18 protein-coding genes are annotated in these 15,735 nt (G+C 74.0%); 6 read left to right on the top strand and 12 right to left on the bottom strand.

Annotated elements, in window-relative coordinates; translation table 11 throughout:
* Positions 1-27 precede the first annotated feature (27 nt).
* Positions 28-1,209, top strand: coding sequence for a zinc-dependent alcohol dehydrogenase (locus ABD644_RS19035; protein WP_344690614.1), 1,182 nt, complete (start codon positions 28-30; stop codon positions 1,207-1,209).
* A gap of 53 nt (positions 1,210-1,262) precedes the next feature.
* On the opposite strand, the gene ABD644_RS19030 is transcribed toward ABD644_RS19035, so the two are convergent.
* Together ABD644_RS19030 and ABD644_RS19025 are read right to left on the bottom strand one after the other, a co-directional pair.
* Complete coding sequence (locus ABD644_RS19030) at positions 1,263-1,478, bottom strand: YgaP family membrane protein (protein ID WP_344690612.1); 216 nt, start codon at positions 1,476-1,478, stop codon at positions 1,263-1,265.
* 155 nt (positions 1,479-1,633) lie between these two features.
* A complete protein-coding gene (locus tag ABD644_RS19025) occupies positions 1,634-2,980 on the bottom strand; it encodes a D-arabinono-1,4-lactone oxidase (protein WP_344690611.1) in 1,347 nt (448 codons plus the stop codon).
* Between the two features lie 99 nt (positions 2,981-3,079).
* Between ABD644_RS19025 and ABD644_RS19020 the strand changes: the two genes are divergently transcribed.
* Both ABD644_RS19020 and ABD644_RS19015 read left to right on the top strand, forming a co-directional pair.
* On the top strand, positions 3,080-4,297 hold the full coding sequence (locus ABD644_RS19020) for an alanine racemase (RefSeq protein ID WP_344690610.1): 1,218 nt from the start codon (positions 3,080-3,082) through the stop codon (positions 4,295-4,297).
* Between the two features lie 126 nt (positions 4,298-4,423).
* Complete coding sequence (locus ABD644_RS19015) at positions 4,424-5,266, top strand: DUF4190 domain-containing protein (protein WP_344690609.1); 843 nt, start codon at positions 4,424-4,426, stop codon at positions 5,264-5,266.
* A gap of 93 nt (positions 5,267-5,359) precedes the next feature.
* On the opposite strand, the gene ABD644_RS19010 is transcribed toward ABD644_RS19015, so the two are convergent.
* Entirely contained in the window at positions 5,360-6,979 is a 1,620-nt protein-coding gene (locus ABD644_RS19010) for an ABC-F family ATP-binding cassette domain-containing protein (RefSeq protein WP_344690608.1), read from the bottom strand.
* Between the two features lie 40 nt (positions 6,980-7,019).
* Complete coding sequence (locus ABD644_RS19005; RefSeq protein WP_344690607.1) at positions 7,020-7,226, bottom strand: hypothetical protein; 207 nt, start codon at positions 7,224-7,226, stop codon at positions 7,020-7,022.
* 242 nt (positions 7,227-7,468) lie between these two features.
* On the opposite strand from ABD644_RS19005, the gene ABD644_RS19000 reads away from it, so the two are divergent.
* Together ABD644_RS19000 and ABD644_RS18995 are read left to right on the top strand one after the other, a co-directional pair.
* Positions 7,469-8,800: a phosphoribosyltransferase family protein gene (locus ABD644_RS19000; protein WP_344690606.1), complete on the top strand. Its 1,332-nt coding sequence runs from the start codon at positions 7,469-7,471 to the stop codon at positions 8,798-8,800.
* A gap of 12 nt (positions 8,801-8,812) precedes the next feature.
* On the top strand, positions 8,813-9,913 hold the full coding sequence (locus ABD644_RS18995) for a CapA family protein (RefSeq protein WP_344690605.1): 1,101 nt from the start codon (positions 8,813-8,815) through the stop codon (positions 9,911-9,913).
* A gap of 9 nt (positions 9,914-9,922) precedes the next feature.
* Here ABD644_RS18995 and ABD644_RS18990 read toward each other — a convergent pair whose 3' ends face one another.
* The 4 genes from ABD644_RS18990 to ABD644_RS18975 are packed head-to-tail and all read right to left on the bottom strand — an operon-like array spanning position 9,923 to position 11,854.
* A complete protein-coding gene (locus tag ABD644_RS18990) occupies positions 9,923-10,345 on the bottom strand; it encodes a DUF1801 domain-containing protein (protein WP_344690604.1) in 423 nt (140 codons plus the stop codon).
* A gap of 10 nt (positions 10,346-10,355) precedes the next feature.
* A complete protein-coding gene (locus tag ABD644_RS18985; protein WP_344690603.1) occupies positions 10,356-10,481 on the bottom strand; it encodes a hypothetical protein in 126 nt (41 codons plus the stop codon).
* A 31-nt stretch (positions 10,482-10,512) separates the two neighbouring features.
* Positions 10,513-11,091 carry a class I SAM-dependent methyltransferase gene (locus tag ABD644_RS18980; RefSeq protein WP_344690602.1) on the bottom strand — a complete coding sequence of 193 codons (579 nt, stop codon included), beginning with the start codon at positions 11,089-11,091 and terminating at the stop codon, positions 10,513-10,515.
* A 13-nt stretch (positions 11,092-11,104) separates the two neighbouring features.
* Complete coding sequence (locus ABD644_RS18975; RefSeq protein ID WP_344690601.1) at positions 11,105-11,854, bottom strand: SDR family NAD(P)-dependent oxidoreductase; 750 nt, start codon at positions 11,852-11,854, stop codon at positions 11,105-11,107.
* A gap of 149 nt (positions 11,855-12,003) precedes the next feature.
* On the opposite strand from ABD644_RS18975, the gene ABD644_RS18970 reads away from it, so the two are divergent.
* Entirely contained in the window at positions 12,004-13,062 is a 1,059-nt protein-coding gene (locus ABD644_RS18970) for a winged helix DNA-binding domain-containing protein (protein WP_344690600.1), read from the top strand.
* Here the strand turns inward: ABD644_RS18970 and ABD644_RS18965 are convergent.
* From ABD644_RS18965 to ABD644_RS18950, 4 genes are read right to left on the bottom strand one after another with little or no spacing between them, the layout of a single operon-like run.
* Positions 13,059-13,544 (bottom strand): hypothetical protein, encoded by a 486-nt coding sequence (locus ABD644_RS18965; protein WP_344690599.1) that lies wholly within the window; start codon positions 13,542-13,544, stop codon positions 13,059-13,061. The genes ABD644_RS18970 and ABD644_RS18965 overlap by 4 nt on opposite strands.
* A gap of 4 nt (positions 13,545-13,548) precedes the next feature.
* A complete protein-coding gene (locus ABD644_RS18960; protein ID WP_344690598.1) occupies positions 13,549-13,995 on the bottom strand; it encodes a nitroreductase family deazaflavin-dependent oxidoreductase in 447 nt (148 codons plus the stop codon).
* A 28-nt stretch (positions 13,996-14,023) separates the two neighbouring features.
* Positions 14,024-15,259: a glutathionylspermidine synthase family protein gene (locus ABD644_RS18955; RefSeq protein ID WP_344690597.1), complete on the bottom strand. Its 1,236-nt coding sequence runs from the start codon at positions 15,257-15,259 to the stop codon at positions 14,024-14,026.
* A 31-nt stretch (positions 15,260-15,290) separates the two neighbouring features.
* Entirely contained in the window at positions 15,291-15,686 is a 396-nt protein-coding gene (locus ABD644_RS18950; protein ID WP_344690596.1) for a hypothetical protein, read from the bottom strand.
* Positions 15,687-15,735 lie beyond the last annotated feature (49 nt).

Here is a 15,735-nt window from a genome sequence, read left to right as displayed (position 1 = left end):
CGCGGTCATATCGAGGGAGACGAACGCATGCGCGCAGTGACGTGGCACGGCCGAGCCGACGTGCGGGTGGACACCGTGCCCGATCCCGTCATCCAGGAGCCGACCGACGTCATCATCGAGGTCACCTCGACCGGCATCTGCGGGTCCGATCTGCACCTGATCGAGGTGATGGCGCCGTTCATGTCGGTGGGCGACGTCATGGGGCACGAGCCGATGGGTGTCGTGCGCGAGGTGGGCTCCGAGGTGACCGCCGTCAAGCCCGGCGACCGCGTCGTCGTGCCGTTCAACATCTCCTGCGGCACCTGCTGGATGTGCTCGCAGGGGCTGCAGTCCCAGTGCGAGACGACGCAGAACCGCGACCAGGGCTTCGGCGCCTCTCTCTTCGGCTACACGAAGCTCTACGGGCAGGTGCCCGGCGGGCAGGCCGAGTACCTGCGTGTCCCGTTCGGCAACACGCTCCCGATCAAGGTGCCCGACGGGCCGGCCGACGACCGCTTCGTCTACCTCTCCGACGTGCTCCCCACCGCCTGGCAGGCCGTGCAGTACGCCGGCATCCCGCAAGGCGGCAGCGTCTTGGTGCTCGGCCTCGGGCCGATCGGCGACATGGCCTCCCGCATCGCCCTGCACCTCGGCGCCGGGAAGGTGTTCGGCGCCGACTCCGTGCCCGAGCGGATCGAGCGGTCCCGCACCCGCGGCGTCGAGGTCATCTCCTCCACCGACCAGGAGGACGTCGTCTCCGCCGTCCGTGACGCGACCGACGGCCGCGGCCCCGACGCAGTGATCGACGCCGTCGGCATGGAGGCGCACGGCTCACCACTGGCGACCCTCGCGCAGAAGGCGACGGCGATCGTGCCGGACGCGATCATGGAGAAGGTCATGCAGGTGGCGGGCGTCGACCGCCTGGCCGCGGTCCACACCGCGATCGAGGCGGTGCGTCGCGGCGGCACCATCTCCCTGTCCGGCGTCTACGGCGGCGCGACCGACCCGCTGCCGCTCATGCGCATGTTCGACAAGCAGATCCAGTTCCGCATGGGCCAGGCCAACGTGCTCCGCTGGGTGCCCGACATCCTGCCGCTGCTCACCGACGAGGACCCGCTCGGCGTGGACAGCTTCGCCACGCACCACGTCCCGCTCGCGCAGGCGCCCCAGGCCTACGCCAACTTCCGCGACAAGAAGGAAGGCACGGTCAAGGTCCTGCTGAAGCCCTGACCAGCTGACCCGTACATCGGCCCGGGCGACCACCTGGTCGTCCGGGCCGGCGGTCAGACGCGCGTCGAACGGCGCCCCAGCGTGTCGATGTGCAGCGCGGCGTACACGGGGCAGAAGCCGAGCGCGGCGGTCACGAGCATGAGCGCTGCGACGATCCACAGGACGATGCCGAGCACCGTCGTGGCGCCGACCAGCACCGCGACGACGACGGCCGCGATCCCGACGACTCCTCGGACGACCCGGTCCACGGTTCCCATGTTCTTGGTCATGTCCCCTCCTCTTCGTCGTCCCCGTAGTTCAATCCTCAAGCATCCGGGTTCCGGAGGGGACCGCCCAACGTCCCGTTGTCGGAGGACCAGCGACACCACGGGCGCCGGGGTCACGCAGCCGACGCCCCGCAGCCGCTGAACCGTGGCGTGAGGGGTCAGCGAGGGCGGTGCGCGCCGACCGGGCCGAGGACCCGGTCGAGGTAGGCGTTGGACAGCACGCCGCCGGGGTCCAGCCGGTCCCGCACCGCCACGAACTCGTCGTAGCGGGGATACCGGTCGCGCAGCTGCCCGGCGTCCAGACCGTGCAGCTTCCCCCAGTGCGGACGCCCGCCCACCTCACCGGCGATCTGCTCCAGCGCGTCGAACCACGGGCCGGGCTCGTTGCCGGCCGGCACGTGCGCGGCGATGTAGGCGGTCGCCCGGCCCGAGGCCGTCGACAGAGGGATGTCGTCGGCCGCGGCCACGCGGACCTCGACCGGGAACGCCGACCGCCAGTCGCTCGCCTCGTGCACCCGCCGCAACTCGGCCAGCACGGCGGCGGCGTCGGCGCACGGGACCGCGTACTCCATCTCCAGGAAGCGCACCCGGCGCCGGCTGACGAACACCCGGTGCGAGTGGTCGGTCCAGGTTCGCGCCCCCAGCGCCTTCGCCGACATGCGCGCGAGCGGCGGCACCAGCGCGGGCACCCGGCGTCCGGCGGCGACGACACCGGCGAACGCGGCGTTGGCGAGGATCTCGTCGTCCCACACCGCCCGCCAGCGCGGCAGCGGGTGCAGGCCCTCCTCGAGGGGCACCCGGGTGTTGCACTTCAGCAGCGTCGCGTCGGTGTGCGGGAACCAGTAGAACTCGACGTGGTCGGTCGAGGTCATCAGGTCGGTGAAGTCGCCGAGCGCGGCGGTCAGGGTGCCCGGGCCCTCGACGGCGCGCAGCGCGAAGGCCGGCTCGGCCTGCAGGGTCACCTCCGTGACCACGCCGAGCGCCCCGAGCCCGACCCGGGCAGCGCGGAACACGTCGGGACTGCGGTCGGCGGAGCAGGCCAGCACCTCGCCGTCCGGCGTCACGAGCTCCAGCCCCCGCACCTGGGTGGCCAGCCCGCCGAAACGGGCGCCGGTGCCGTGCGTCCCGGTCGCGAGTGCCCCGGCGATCGTCTGCCGGTCGATGTCGCCCAGGTTGGTCATCGACCAGCCGCGGCGCAGGAGTTCGGCGTTGAGCCGGTGCAGCGTCGTGCCCGAACCGACGGTGACCAGCCCGTCGTCGGTCACCGACCGGACCCCGACCATGCCGTCGCAGACCAGCTGCACGTCCTCCGGGCTGCCGATGCCGGTGAAGGAGTGCCCGCTGCCGATCGGCCGCACCCGCCGGCCGGCCGCTGTCGCGGCGGTGAGGACGGCGGCGACCTCGTCGGCCGAACCGGGGCGCACGACGTCGGCCACGGCCCGCTGGTTGCCGGCCCAGTTGCGCCAGCGTGCGCGGTCCTCCGGCGGCGCCGGACTCTCCGTCACGCGGGCTCCTTCCGTCGGGTCGACCGCACTCTTCCCGGCGAGAACTGCGCAGGTCAACCAGTTGACCGGTCCGTCACCGGCCCGGCACGCTGCGCCGTGATGAGCGTTCCCGACCCCGCGGCCCAGCGTCGGCGGTTCGACCGCGCCACCGCTGACCTCGACCCGCCCCTGGCGTTGCTCGACCTCGACGCGCTGGACGCCAACGCCGACGACCTCGTCCGCCGCGCCGCAGGCAAGCCGATCCGGGTCGCCAGCAAGTCGGTGCGCTGCCGCGACGTGCTCCGGCGCGTGCTGGCCCGGCCGGGGTTCGCCGGTGTCCTGGCCTACTCCCTGCCCGAGGCGCTCTGGCTGAGCACCGGCGAGGACCCGGTCAGCGCGGACGTCGTCGTCGGCTACCCGACCGCCGACCGGCGGGCGCTGCGGCACCTGGCCGAGGACGACGAGGCTGCGGGCCGGGTGACCCTGATGGTCGACTCGACCGACCAGCTCGACCTGATCGACGACGTCGTCCCGGCCGGTCGGCGCCCGGACCTCCGCGTCTGTATCGACGTCGACGCGTCGCTGCGGGCGGCCGGCGGGCGGGTGCATGTCGGTGTCCGGCGCTCCCCGGTGCACTCCCCCGACCAGGCCGCGGAGCTGGCGCGGGCGGTCACGGCCCGGGCGGGGTTCCGGCTGGTCGGCGTCATGGCCTACGAGGCGCAGATCGCCGGTGTCCAGGACGCACCCGCCGGGCGCCGCCTGCGGGGCGTGGCCGTCCGGCGGATGCAGACGGTCTCGGCCCGGGAGCTCGCCGCCCGGCGCTTCGAGGTCGTCGCCGCGGTGACCGCCGTCGCGCCGCTGGAGTTCGTGAACGGCGGCGGTACCGGCAGCGTGGAGCGCACCGCGGGAGAACCCGCCGTCACCGAGGTGGCCGCCGGGTCGGGCCTCTACTCCCCCGCCCTGTTCGACGGGTACCGCGCCTTCGCCGCCCGGCCGGCCGCCTTCTTCGCCGTCCCGGTCACCCGGCTCCCCGCGCCCGGCACCGTGACCGTCGCCGGCGGCGGCTGGACCGCCTCCGGGCCGCACGGTGCCGACCGGCTGCCCGTGCCCACCTTCCCCGCGGGCCTGCGGTGGCTGGCCGCCGAGGGCACCGGCGAGGTGCAGACACCGCTGCGCGGACCGGGGACGGCGGGGCTGTCGGTCGGCGACCGGGTCTGGTTCCGGCACGCCAAGGCCGGTGAGCTGTGCGAGCACGTCGACGTCCTGCACACCCTGGCCGGGGACGACCTGACCGGCGCCATGCGGACCTACCGCGGCGAGGGCAAGGCCTTCGGCTGAGCACTGCGCGAGAGGCCGGTGGGGCCGCTGGTGACCGTGCCCCCGTGTCGGGGACGACCTCCGGTCGAAAGGGCCACGAGCACATACGGTCCCGTCCGTATTCGTAGCCAGATGCGAGGAGCACGCGTGTCCCACCCCCAGCAGACCCAGTACCAGCAGTACGAGCCGCCGCACTACAACCCGCCTGCCGGCGCACCGCCGAAGAAGGGGGCCGGGCTCGCGATCGCCTCGATGGTGCTCGGCATCATCGCTCTGCTGCTCAGCTGGGTGCCGATCATCAACAACCTCGCCGCGGTCCTCGCGGTCGTCGGCCTCGGGCTGGGCATCCCGGCGCTCATCCTCGCTCGGCGCGGCACGCACAACGGCACGGGCCTGGCGATCACCGGCCTGGTGACCTCGGTCCTCGCCCTGGTCCTCGTCATCGTGACCCAGCTGTTCTTCCTGAAGGTCATCGACGAGGTGGACAACGCCATCGACCGGAGCACCAGCACGGCGGAGGCGCCGGTCGCCCCCGCCGACGCGCCCGTGGACGGTGCGACCGCCCCGGCGGCGGACGTCGTACCGCTGGGCGTCCCCGTCCCGGTGGGCGACTACCAGGTGACCGTCGACCTGGTCGAGCTCGACGCCAACGCCAGCGTGGCCGCCGCGAACGACTTCAACGAGCCGCCGACCGGTCAGTACGTCATCACCCAGCTCACCGTCACGTACGTGGGCGCGGAAGAGGGCATGCCCGGCTGGGACCTGACCGCGATCTTCCACGGCACGGACAACCGCCAGTACAGCGACGCCGACTGCTCGGCGGTCCTGCCGGACGACGCCATGGACGCCCCCACCCTGAACAGCGGCGGGTCGGACACCTTCCAGTTCTGCATGGACGTGCCCCCGGCGGCCATCGAGGGCGGACAGCTGTCGGTCGAGCCGACCATCAGCTTCGACGACGAGGCTCGGGTCTACTTCGCCATCAGCTGACACCTGCGCGACCGTGCCGCCGGTCCGTCCCGCTCGGGACGGGCCGGCGGTGCCGTTCACGCAGGCGGGACGCCCGACTCCCGCGCGCGACGGTCAGCGGGCGCGGTGGACTCGCGTCTCGTCGAACACCGGCTCGGCCGACTCGTAGACCCGGCCGTCGGCCCCGAACACGAGGAAGCGGTCGAAGGACCGGGCGAACCAGCGGTCGTGCGTGACCGCCAGGACGGTGCCCTCGAACGCCTCCAGCGCCTCTTCCAGCGACTCGGCCGAGAGCACGTCGAGGTTGTCGGTCGGCTCGTCGAGCAGCAGCAGCGTGGCGCCGGAGAGCTCCAGGAGAAGGATCTGGAACCGCGCCTGCTGGCCGCCCGACAGCGTCCGGAAGGGCTGGTCGGCCTGATCGGTGAGGCCGTACCGGCGCAGCGCCGCCATCGCGCGGCCCCGGTCGACCCCCGGCCGGCCCGGCTCGCCGTGCCAGAGCAGGTCGACCGGGGTGCGGTCCTGCCACTCGGGGTGGGCGTGCGTCTGGGCGAAGAACCCGGGGACGACGCGGGCGCCGAGCCGCCAGTCGCCGGTGTGCGCGACGGACTGCCCCGCCAGCAGCCGCAGGAAGTGCGACTTGCCGGCCCCGTTCGCACCGAGCACGCCGACCCGGTCGCCGTACCAGACCTCGAGATCGAACGGCTGCATCAGACCGGACAGCTCCAGCTGCTCGGCCATGACCGCCCGCACGCCGGTCCGGCCGCCGCGCAGCCGCATCGCCACCTTCTGCTCCGGCGGTCGGTCCGGGGGCGGACCCGCTGCCTCGAACTTCGCCAGCCGGGTCTGCATCGCGTGGTACCGGTTGGCCATGTCCGGGGAGTTGGCCGCCTGCTGCTGCAGGGTGCGGACCAGGTCGATCAGCCGCTGGTGCTCCTCGTCCCAGCGCCGCCGCAGCTCGGCCAGCCGCTCGTGCCGCGCGGCCCGCGCCTCGTGGTAGCTGACGAACCCGCCGCCGTGCACCCACGCGGTGCCGCCCTCGACGGTGACCACGCGGTCGGCCACCCGCGCGAGGAGCTCCCGGTCGTGACTGACGAACAGGACGGTCTTGCGGGTGTCGAGCAGCCGCTCCTCGAGCCACCGCTTGCCCGGGACGTCGAGGTAGTTGTCGGGCTCGTCGAGCAGCAGCACCTGGTCCGGCCCGCGCAGCAGCGCCTCGAGCGCCAGCCGCTTCTGCTCTCCCCCCGACAGTGTCGACAGCTCGCGGTACTTGCACCGCTCGAACGGGATGCCGAGCGCGGCGACGGCGACGGTGTCCCAGGTGACCTCGGCGTCGTACCCGCCCACGTCGCCCCAGTGCGCCAGCGCGCCGGCGTAGGCCATCTGCGACCGCTCGTCGTCGGTCTCCATGAGGACGAGCTCCGCGGCCTCGACGGCCTCCCAGGCCTCGCGGACGGCCGGGGGCGAGAGATCGACCAGGAAGCGCTGCACGGTCGTGTCGTCGCGGACCGAGCCGATGAACTGGCGCATGACGCCGAGCCCGCCGGTGCGCGCGACCGACCCGGCCTCCGGGATCAGGTCACCGGCGATGATCCGCAGCAAGGTCGTCTTGCCCGCCCCGTTCTCACCGATCAGCGCGGCCCGGGCGCCGTCCCCGACGCGGAAGTTCACGTCGTCGAGCAGGACCCGCCCGTCGGGAAGCGTGTGCCGGACACCGGTGACGTCGACGTAACCCACCCGGACATCCTCCCGTCCGGGGCAACCGGGTTCCGCGCGGTCAGCCCAGCGACACCCGCAGGCGCTGGCGGGCGAGGCGCTCGACCAGTTCGGGCAGCGCACCGTCGGGCGAGCCGCGCAGTTCCTCGCGGCAGGTGCGCACCACCACGGCGACCGAGTGCCCGAGTTCGGGGAACTCCTGGCTGAGCCGCAGGACGGCGGAACGGACGGACGGGTCGGTCGAGGTGGGCAGAACAGCCAGCACCATGAACGGTCCTCCGGTTGCGCGAGCCGCGCGATGCGGCAGTCGATGTCCCCCCGCAGGGTCGCCGACGGACCGTTCCGACGGCGAACCATTTCCTGGGGACACCGTGACGGCTGGGACGCCGGGAAGCCAGGGACCAAGGTCCCCGCGGGCCGGACGGCGGTGCCGACGGGGCCCATGTGCCCCTGTCGCGGCGGCCCTCCGACGCGACAGCATCGCCACGGAACTCACGACGGAGGTGCACCGTGCTCTTCCACGACCGCAGGGACGCCGGCCGCCACCTCGCCCGGCAGCTGCACCGGTTCAGCGGGCAGGACGTCGTCGTCGTCGGTCTGCCGCGCGGCGGGGTGCCGGTGGCCGCCGAGGTGGCCCGGGCGCTCGACGCGCCCCTCGACGTCATCGTCGTCCGCAAGCTCGGGGTGCCCTTCCGGTCGGAGCTCGCGATGGGCGCCGTCGGCGAGGGCGGTGTGCTGGTGCTCGACGAGCGCGTGCTGGACCTCGCCCGCGTCGACCGGTCCGCCCTGGAGCGCGTCGAGGACCGCGAGCGCGCCGAGCTCGAGGCGCGGGTCGCCCGGTTCCGGGCGGTCCGTCCGCGGGTCCCGCTGACCGGTCGCACGGTCGTCCTGGTCGACGACGGCATCGCGACCGGCTCGACGGCCCGGGCCGCCTGTGCCGTGGCCCGGGCGCTGGGCGCCGCGCGGCTGGTCCTCGCCGTCCCGGTGTGCGCGCGGGACAGCGGCCGGCTGCTGGCCGAGGACGTCGACGAGTTCGTCTGCCTGGAGATCCCGGCGCACTTCGCCGCCGTCGGCCAGGCCTACGACGACTTCGGGCCCACGTCCGACGACGAGGTGCTGGAACTCCTGCGCGAGGCCGAGCGCCGGCATCCCGGTGCGGCGGTGCCGGCCGCACCCACCGAGCCGCCGCCCCGCGACGAGGAGGTCACCGTCACCGCTGGCGGCGTCCTGCTCGCCGGGCACCTCACGGTGCCCGAGCACGCCCGGGGCGTGGTCGTCTTCGTGCACGGGAGCGGGAGCAGCCGGCACAGTCCCCGCAACCGCTACGTCGCCGGCGTGCTGCAGGCCGCCGGGCTGGCCACCCTCCTGTTCGACCTGCTGACCCCCACCGAGGAGCACTCCCGGGCCGCGGTGTTCGACATCGGGATGCTGGCCGCGCGGCTGGTCGAGGTCACCGCCTGGCTGCGGCGGCAACCCGGCTGCGCGGCGCTGCCGATCGGCTGGTTCGGCGCCAGCACCGGCGCGGGGGCGGCGCTCGCGGCGGCGGCGATGCCCGGCGCCGACGTCACCGCCGTCGTCTCCCGGGGCGGACGGCCCGACCTGGCCGGCCCACGGCTGGCCGAGGTGCACGCCCCCACCCTGCTGATCGTCGGTGGGCTCGACACCGCGGTGCTCGAGCTCAACGAGCTCGCCCGGCTGCGCCTGCGGTGCGAGAGCCGGCTGGCCGTCGTCCCGGGCGCGACCCACCTGTTCGAGGAGCCCGGGACCCTGGAGCAGGCCGCCGAGCTGGCCCGCGACTGGTTCGTCGACCACCTCGTGCGGACCGCCCAGCCCAGCGCCTGACCGGGACCCCTCGTGCGCGACGGCGTCCTGGTGCTGGCGCTCTGCGGTGACGTGATGCTCGGCCGCGGGGTCGACCAGGTGCTGCCGCATCCGGGGGACCCCGCGCTGCGGGAGGAGTGGGTCCGCGACGCCCGACGGTACGTGGAGCTGGCCGAGGCCGTGAACGGCCCGGTCCCCCGCCCGGTCGACCCGGGGTGGCCGTGGGGCGACGCGCTCCCGGTGCTGGCCGCCGCGGACGTCCGGATCGTGAACCTCGAGACGAGCGTGACCCGCAGCGACGACTTCGCGCCGGGCAAGGCCGTGCACTACCGGATGCACCCGGCCAACCTGCCCGCGTTGTCGGTCGCACGGCCCGACGTCTGCGTGCTCGCGAACAACCACGTGCTCGACTTCGGCCGCCGGGGCCTGGCCGAGACCCTCGACACCCTCGCGGGCGCGGGTCTCCGGGTGGCCGGAGCCGGGCGGGACGCGGCCGGGGCGGAGCGACCGGCCGTCCTGCCGGTGGGCGGCGGGCGCCGGGTGCTGGTGGCCGCCGTGGGACTGCGCTCCAGCGGGATCCCCGGCTCGTGGGCCGCGACGGCCGAGCGGTCGGGGGTCGCCTACCTCGACGGGCTCTCCGACGCCGCAGCCGACGACGTGCTCCACCGGATCGAGCGGGTGCGCGGCGAGCGCGACCTCGTCGTCGTCTCGGTGCACTGGGGACCGAACTGGGGGTACGAGACCCCGGCCGAGGAGCGTCGCTTCGCGCACCGGCTGATCGACGGCGGGGTCGACCTGGTGCACGGGCACTCGTCGCACCACCCGCGCGAGATCGAGGTGCACGCCGGGAAGCTCGTGCTCCACGGCTGCGGGGACCTCGTCGACGACTACGAGGGGATCGGGGGGCACGAGCGGTTCCGCCCCGACCTGCGCCTGCTGTACCTGGCGACGCTCGACGCGGGTTCGGGTCGGCTGATCGGGCTGCGGATGGCGCCGCTGCAGGCGCAGCGCCTCCGGCTGCAGCGCGCCTCGCCCGGCGACTGCCGCTGGCTGCGCGACCGGCTCGCCCCGGCGCAGGGGCGGATCCGCACCGAGGACGACGGCACGCTGGCGCTCGACCCGGAGCGGGGCTGACCGGCCGGGTCAGGCGGCGTAGTACGCGTTGCCGCCCTCGCGGGTCGCGGCGACCGCGTCGCGCACGAGGGTGCCCAGCGCGTCGGCGTCGACCGTGTCGAGCGAGGTGAACCGGATGCAGCTCTTCCCGCACGAGACCTTGCCCAGCTGGGCCGCGCGCGACTCGGCGAGGTACTCCCCGTCGACCACGGCGCAGACGTAGAGGGAGAGGTGCCGCTTCTGTGCCGCGAGCGCGATCAGCGGCCACATCGTCGTCGTCTTCGCCGACTTCGGCCGGTAGGGCATCAGCCCGTAGCCGAGCATCGTCGAGGAGCCCACGGGCACCAGCTGCCGGTCGATGCCGGGCGCCGCGGCCATGACGAGCTCGTCGACCCGGCGCAGCTCCTCCTCGCGCGGGCCGGCGGCGCCGAACCAGGCGTCGACGTCGGTCATCGCCCCTCCCTCAGGCCAGCGCGATGGACAGGATCGTCGCGGCCGCGGCCAGGATCATGGCGAGCACGACCAGTGCGGCCACCAGCCGCCGCCGGCGGTCGGCATCGCGGCCCCCGGCCCCACCCATCCCCATCATGTCGGGCAGGCTACCGCCGGACGCCGACGTTTCAGCGTGGTCGCCGCCCCCACAGCAGCGTGTCCAGGGCGGTGCCGGCCGGGGTCTCCCGGCGCACCTGCTCGAACCGGTCGACGTCGAGCAGCGCGGCGACCGGGGCCAGCCGCTCCACGCTGCACAGGATCGCCGGGTCGGGCGGACCCCCGACGCCCGCCGTCAGGTTCTCGACGTCGTGCCCGAGGACCAGCAGCCGGCCGCCCGGGCGCAGCCAGCCGACCGCCCGGGTGAGCAGCGCGACGGTCTCGTCCTGCGGCAGGTGCAGGTAGGCGACCAGCACGAGATCCAGGCTCTCCGGTGGCGCCGTCCAGGCGAGGACGTCGGCGGTGACCCACGTGACCCGGTCGCCGCCGGGCTGGGCCCGGCCACGGGTCAGCCCCACGTCGGAGAAGTCGACGGCCGTCGCGCGCCAGCCGAGCCCGGCCAGCCACAGCGCGTGCCGCCCCTCCCCCGCGGCCAGGTCGACCGCATCGCCCGGCGGCACGTCGGCGAGCAGGTCGGCGATCAGCCGGTTGGGCTCCGCCGACCACTGCTGCTTCTCCGCGTACCGCTCGTCCCAGTCCTCCGCGCGCATGCCGCGCAGTGTGTCAGTGCAGGACCATGCCACCGGCGACGTTGAGCGCGTCCCCGGTGAGGTAGTCGGAGTCGCTGGAGGCGAGGAAGAGCGCCGCCCGGGCGACGTCGCCCGGTTCGGCGAGGCGACCGAGCGGCGACAGCGCCGACCAGGAGTCGACCGGACCCCGGTTCCGGCACGCCGGATCCATCTCGTCGAGGACGTAGCCCGGGCACAGGCAGTTGACCGTGATGCCGTGCGGTCCGAGCTCGTGGGCCGCGGCCCGGGTGAGCGCCATGACGGCGGCCTTCGAGGCGGCGTAGTGCGCCTGGCCGCCGCCGCTCGTGCCGCCCATGCCGGCCACGTTGATCACCTTGCCCGCGCAGTCGGCCGACGGGGTGCGGAACGCGATCATGGACCGGGCCGCGACCTGCGTGGTGATCAGCATGGCCCGCGTGCCCAGGTCGAAGACCTCGCCGAGTTCGACGGGCTCCATGTCCAGGAGGGCGGAGAAGCGCATGACCCCGGCGTTGTTCACCAGGACGTCGAGCCCGCCGAGCCGGCCGGTCGCCCGGTCCATCACCTCGCGCGTGCCCCGCACGTCGGACAGGTCGACCGCGTAGCCCCAGGCGCCGATCTGCTCCGCCAGCCGGGCGGCCGCCTCGGCGCACCCGTCGAGGACGGCGACGTGCGCGCCCTCCTCGGCGAACGTGCGGGCGATGGCCGCCCCGATGCCCTGGCCCCCGCCGCTGACGATGACGCGTCGTCCGGCGAGCCGGTTCACGCCGGGGACCCCAGAGATGTCAGGGGTGCGGGAAAAGGTTGTGCCATGACTGTTCTCCTCGGGTTGTGCGCCGACCCCGATACCCCGCCCCGGCCGCCTCACCCACGATGCAGGGGTCTTTGTCGGACCGCTTTGGCACTGTGTCCCCCGTGACGTCCCCGTCCGAGGTCGGTCTGCTGCGCCTGGTGGCCCAGCGGGTGGCCGGGCCGCACGAGGCCACGCCGCTCGACGTCGTGCGCCGGTTGACCGCCCTGCAGGGGCAGGACTTCCCGGGCGCCCTCACCGCCGTGGCCCTGCGGACGGCGGCCGGCACGCGCGAGGAGGTCGCGGCGGCGCTCGACGCCGGCGAGATCGTGCGCACCTGGCCGATGCGCGGCACGCTGCACCTGGTCGCGGCCGACGACCTCGGCTGGATGATCGGCCTGCTCGGGCCGCGCGTCATGGCCGGCGCCCGGCTGCGCCGGCAGCAGCTCGGCATCACCGACGAGGACATCGACCGCGCCCGCGCGATCGGCGTCGAGGCCCTGCGCGGCGGGCGGCGGCTGCGCCGCGCGGAGCTGCTGACCGCGCTCGCCGACGCGGGCGTCGACACCGCCGGGCAGCGCGGCTACCACCTGCTCTGGTACCTCGCCCAGACCGGCGCGCTGTGCCTGGGCCCGGTCGACGGCGGCGAGCAGCGCTTCGTCCTCACCGACGAGTGGATCCCCGCCCCGCGCCGGCTCGACCCGGACGAGGCCGTGCACGAGCTGGCCGACCGGTTCTTCCGCGGCCACGGCCCGGCCACCGTGAAGGACCTCGCCCGCTGGGCCGGCCTCCGGGTGACCGAGGCGCGCGCCGGCCTGGCGTCCGCCCGCGACGGGCTCGCCCGGCTCGAGGTCGACGGTGTCGAGCACTGGCTCGACCCCGAGACCCCGGATCGGCTCGCCGCCTGCCGCGCGGAGGCACGGGGCGTGTTCCTGCTGCCGGGGTTCGACGAGTTCGTGCTGGGCTACGGCGATCGCGGCGCCGTCCTCGACCCCGCGCACGCCGACCGGATCGTCCCCGGCGGCAACGGCATGTTCCGCCCGACCGTCGTCCACGAGGGGCGCATCGTCGGCACCTGGGGGTTCACCGGCCGCGGCGCGAAGCGGGCGGTCCGGGCCACGCCCCTCACCGCCTGGCCCGCCGGCGTCGAGCAGGGGATCGCGGCGGCGACGCTGCCGGCCTAGTTCGAGAACAGCCGCGCGAAGAAGCCCTTCCGAGCCGGCCGCCATCCCATCTCGTGCAGGAGGACGAACAGCGGCTCCTTGATCCGGGCCGTCTCGAACTCGTAGCTCCAGGTGTGGCCGGCCTCGCCGTGGGAGGTCGCCCGCAGCGCGGCGCCGCCGCCCCACTGCTTGCCGATCGATTTGCCCTTGAACACCTGCTTCGAGCCCCCGAACTCGATCTTCCCGCCGCTGAGCCGGACCTCGCTCTCGCTCTCCTGCTTGCGCTCGGAGAAGCCGTACGTCCCGGCCGGCTCGTCGAGGGTGACCGTGAGCTCGTAGTCCTTGTCGATGGTGCCGGCGGAGAGCAGCCCCTGGTAGGTGACGTCGGCGATGTCCCACGTGCCGATCACCCGGTTGCCCTCGCAGCGGTAGCGAAAGGGCTGGCCGGCCGGGTTCAGCTCGGCGGCGATGCGGGCGCAGGTGTCGGCGATGCTCGGTGCCACAGTTTCAGCTCCGCTTCTCGACGAGGAATACGGGGATCTCCCGGTCGGTCTTCGCCTGGTAGTCGGCGTAGCTGGGGTAGGCCGCGACCGCCCGCTCCCACCAGAGCGCCTTCTCCTCGCCGGTGATCTCGCGGGCCACGCCGTCCCACGGCTCGGGGCCGTCCTGCACGGTCACCTGGTCGGGGTGCGTGCGCAGGTTGTGCACCCAGGCCGGATCGGTGGGCCGGCCACCCTGCGAGCCGACCATCGCGTAGACGCCCTCGTGCTCGACCCGCATGAGCGGCTGCTTGCGCACCTTGCCGCTCTTCGCACCGCGGGTGCTGAAGATGACGACGGGCAGGCCGGTGTCGCGCAGGGTGTTGGCCTCCCGTCCGCCGGTCGCCTCGTAGCGCTCGACCTGGTCGCGGACCCACTGCTGTGGGCTGGGCTCGTACTCACCTTCCAGCGGCATGGAACCGAATCTAGAGGCCGCCGCGGCGTCAGGCCCGGGGAGGCTGGTAGTCGATCGTGTGCGGCACGAAGTAGCTGAGGTTGTCGGTGATCAGGCCGTCGCTCTCGCGGATGCCCAGGCCCGCCGGCTCGCCGTCGACCACCCACGCGCCGAGCACCGGGTGGTGGGGGCCGTCGACGCCGGCGAAGTCGGGCAGCGGCGCGAACTCCTGCAGCACGTATCCCTCGGTCCCGTACCGGCCGGGCAGCTCGGCGAGCACCTCGCCCTCGCGGACGATCGCCACGTTGGCCCCCTCGCGACCCCACAGGGGCTTGCGGACGTAGGAACGCCAGCTCGTGGGCGCCTCGTCGGCGAAGTAGGCCGGCAGCAGGTAGCGCCCCAGCGCCGGGTCGGTGCCGAAGAGCTGCCACAGCACCGGCAGCAGTGCCTTGGTGCTCCACAGCATCTTGTAGACCGGCTCGACCCAGGTGGTCCCGCCGGGCCGGGCGGAGTCGGCGAGCACCGCCGGGCCGAACTCGTCCTCGAGCAGCCACTCCCAGGGGTAGAGCTTGAACACCAGGTCCAGGTGGCGTCCCTGGGCGTCGTAGAACCGGCCGTCGCCGTCGTCGAGCACGATGTCCTCGACGACCAGCTCGATGGCCTCGTAGCCGGCCTGCACCACTGTGTCCATGAGGTAGGCGACGGTCATCCGGTCCTCACCGGAGGTCTCCTCGCTGGTCCAGGCCAGGTGCACCCGGGGCCGCACACCGGTCCGCCGCTCCCACTTCACGAGGTTGCGGGTCCAGGCCGCGACGAGCTTGTCGTGCAGTGCGTTCCACTGGTCGCGGCCCTGCCCGGTGAACAGGTGCCAGTTCCACTGGGTGACGGCCGACTCGACCAGCCCGGTCGGGGTGTCGGCGTTGAACTCCAGCAGCTGGGGCGGGCCCTGGCCGTCGTAGCGCAGGTCGAAGCGGGCGTAGATGCTCGGCGGCTCGGATTCCCACGTGCGCCGGATCTGCGGCCGGGCCATCGGCGGGATGCGCATCCGATCGAACAGGTCGTTGTCGACGACGTGGTCGCCCGCGGCCACGCACATCTCGAACAGCTGCGCGACCGCCCCCTCGAGCATCTGGACCTCGTCCATCGAGAAGTCGTAGAAGGGGCCTTCCCGCCAGTAGCTGCGCACCTCGCCGCCGGGCACCTGGGTCTTGTTGTAGACCAGGCCCTGCGCCTCGATCTCGGCCTCCCAGCCGGGCCGGACGACGCCGCTCTCGATGCGCCTCATCTCCCCCTCCCCGCCGGCGAGAGCGAGGTGCTCAGCTGCCTGCTCCGGTGCCCGCCCGGCCGCCGACGCCGCTGCCGATGCCGCCGCTGACCCGCGTCCCGCCGGTCACCTTCCCGGAGGCCGGCAGGCCGGCGCGCTGCCGGGCCGCAGAGTCGCGCGGGTCGATGCGCGTGCCGCCGGAGGGGAGCCGGCTGCCGACCGGGAGCCCGGACCGGAAGCCGCCGATGTACAGGAAGAACAGGCCGCCGCCGTTGTAGCTGTCGTCGCAGTAGTCGTCGTCGACGATGTTGCCGTCGGCGTCGGTGCAGTACGCGACCTGCTCCTCGCCCTCGTCCTCGCCCGCGCCGCAGCCGGCCATGAAGCCGGTCGCCGCGGTGGCGAGCACCGTGGTCGTCAAGGCGGCGCGGATGCGGTTGGAGACCGCCATGACTTCTCCCGTCGTCGGTTTGACCAGACCCTAGGACGTTCTCGCCTCG

This window comes from Blastococcus jejuensis, from assembly GCF_039534705.1.
GTDB lineage: Bacteria > Actinomycetota > Actinomycetes > Mycobacteriales > Geodermatophilaceae > Blastococcus_B > Blastococcus_B jejuensis.
Note: the sequence above shows the minus strand (reverse complement) of the source record. Positions and strands in the feature narration are given on the sequence as shown.

What these genes read in the sequence shown, in the direction of transcription:
- ABD644_RS18955 (WP_344690597.1), bottom strand. Translation starts at nt 15,259, where the DNA reads ATGAGGCGCATCGAGAGCGGCGTCGTCCGGCCCGGCTGGGAGGCCGAG.
- ABD644_RS18980 (WP_344690602.1), bottom strand. Translation starts at nt 11,091, where the DNA reads ATGCGCGCGGAGGACTGGGACGAGCGGTACGCGGAGAAGCAGCAGTGG.
- ABD644_RS19035 (WP_344690614.1), top strand. Translation starts at nt 28, where the DNA reads ATGCGCGCAGTGACGTGGCACGGCCGAGCCGACGTGCGGGTGGACACC.
- ABD644_RS18950 (WP_344690596.1), bottom strand. Translation starts at nt 15,686, where the DNA reads ATGGCGGTCTCCAACCGCATCCGCGCCGCCTTGACGACCACGGTGCTC.
- ABD644_RS19005 (WP_344690607.1), bottom strand. Translation starts at nt 7,226, where the DNA reads ATGGTGCTGGCTGTTCTGCCCACCTCGACCGACCCGTCCGTCCGTTCC.
- ABD644_RS19030 (WP_344690612.1), bottom strand. Translation starts at nt 1,478, where the DNA reads ATGACCAAGAACATGGGAACCGTGGACCGGGTCGTCCGAGGAGTCGTC.
- ABD644_RS18985 (WP_344690603.1), bottom strand. Translation starts at nt 10,481, where the DNA reads ATGATGGGGATGGGTGGGGCCGGGGGCCGCGATGCCGACCGCCGGCGG.
- ABD644_RS18990 (WP_344690604.1), bottom strand. Translation starts at nt 10,345, where the DNA reads ATGACCGACGTCGACGCCTGGTTCGGCGCCGCCGGCCCGCGCGAGGAG.
- ABD644_RS19020 (WP_344690610.1), top strand. Translation starts at nt 3,080, where the DNA reads ATGAGCGTTCCCGACCCCGCGGCCCAGCGTCGGCGGTTCGACCGCGCC.
- ABD644_RS18960 (WP_344690598.1), bottom strand. Translation starts at nt 13,995, where the DNA reads ATGCCGCTGGAAGGTGAGTACGAGCCCAGCCCACAGCAGTGGGTCCGC.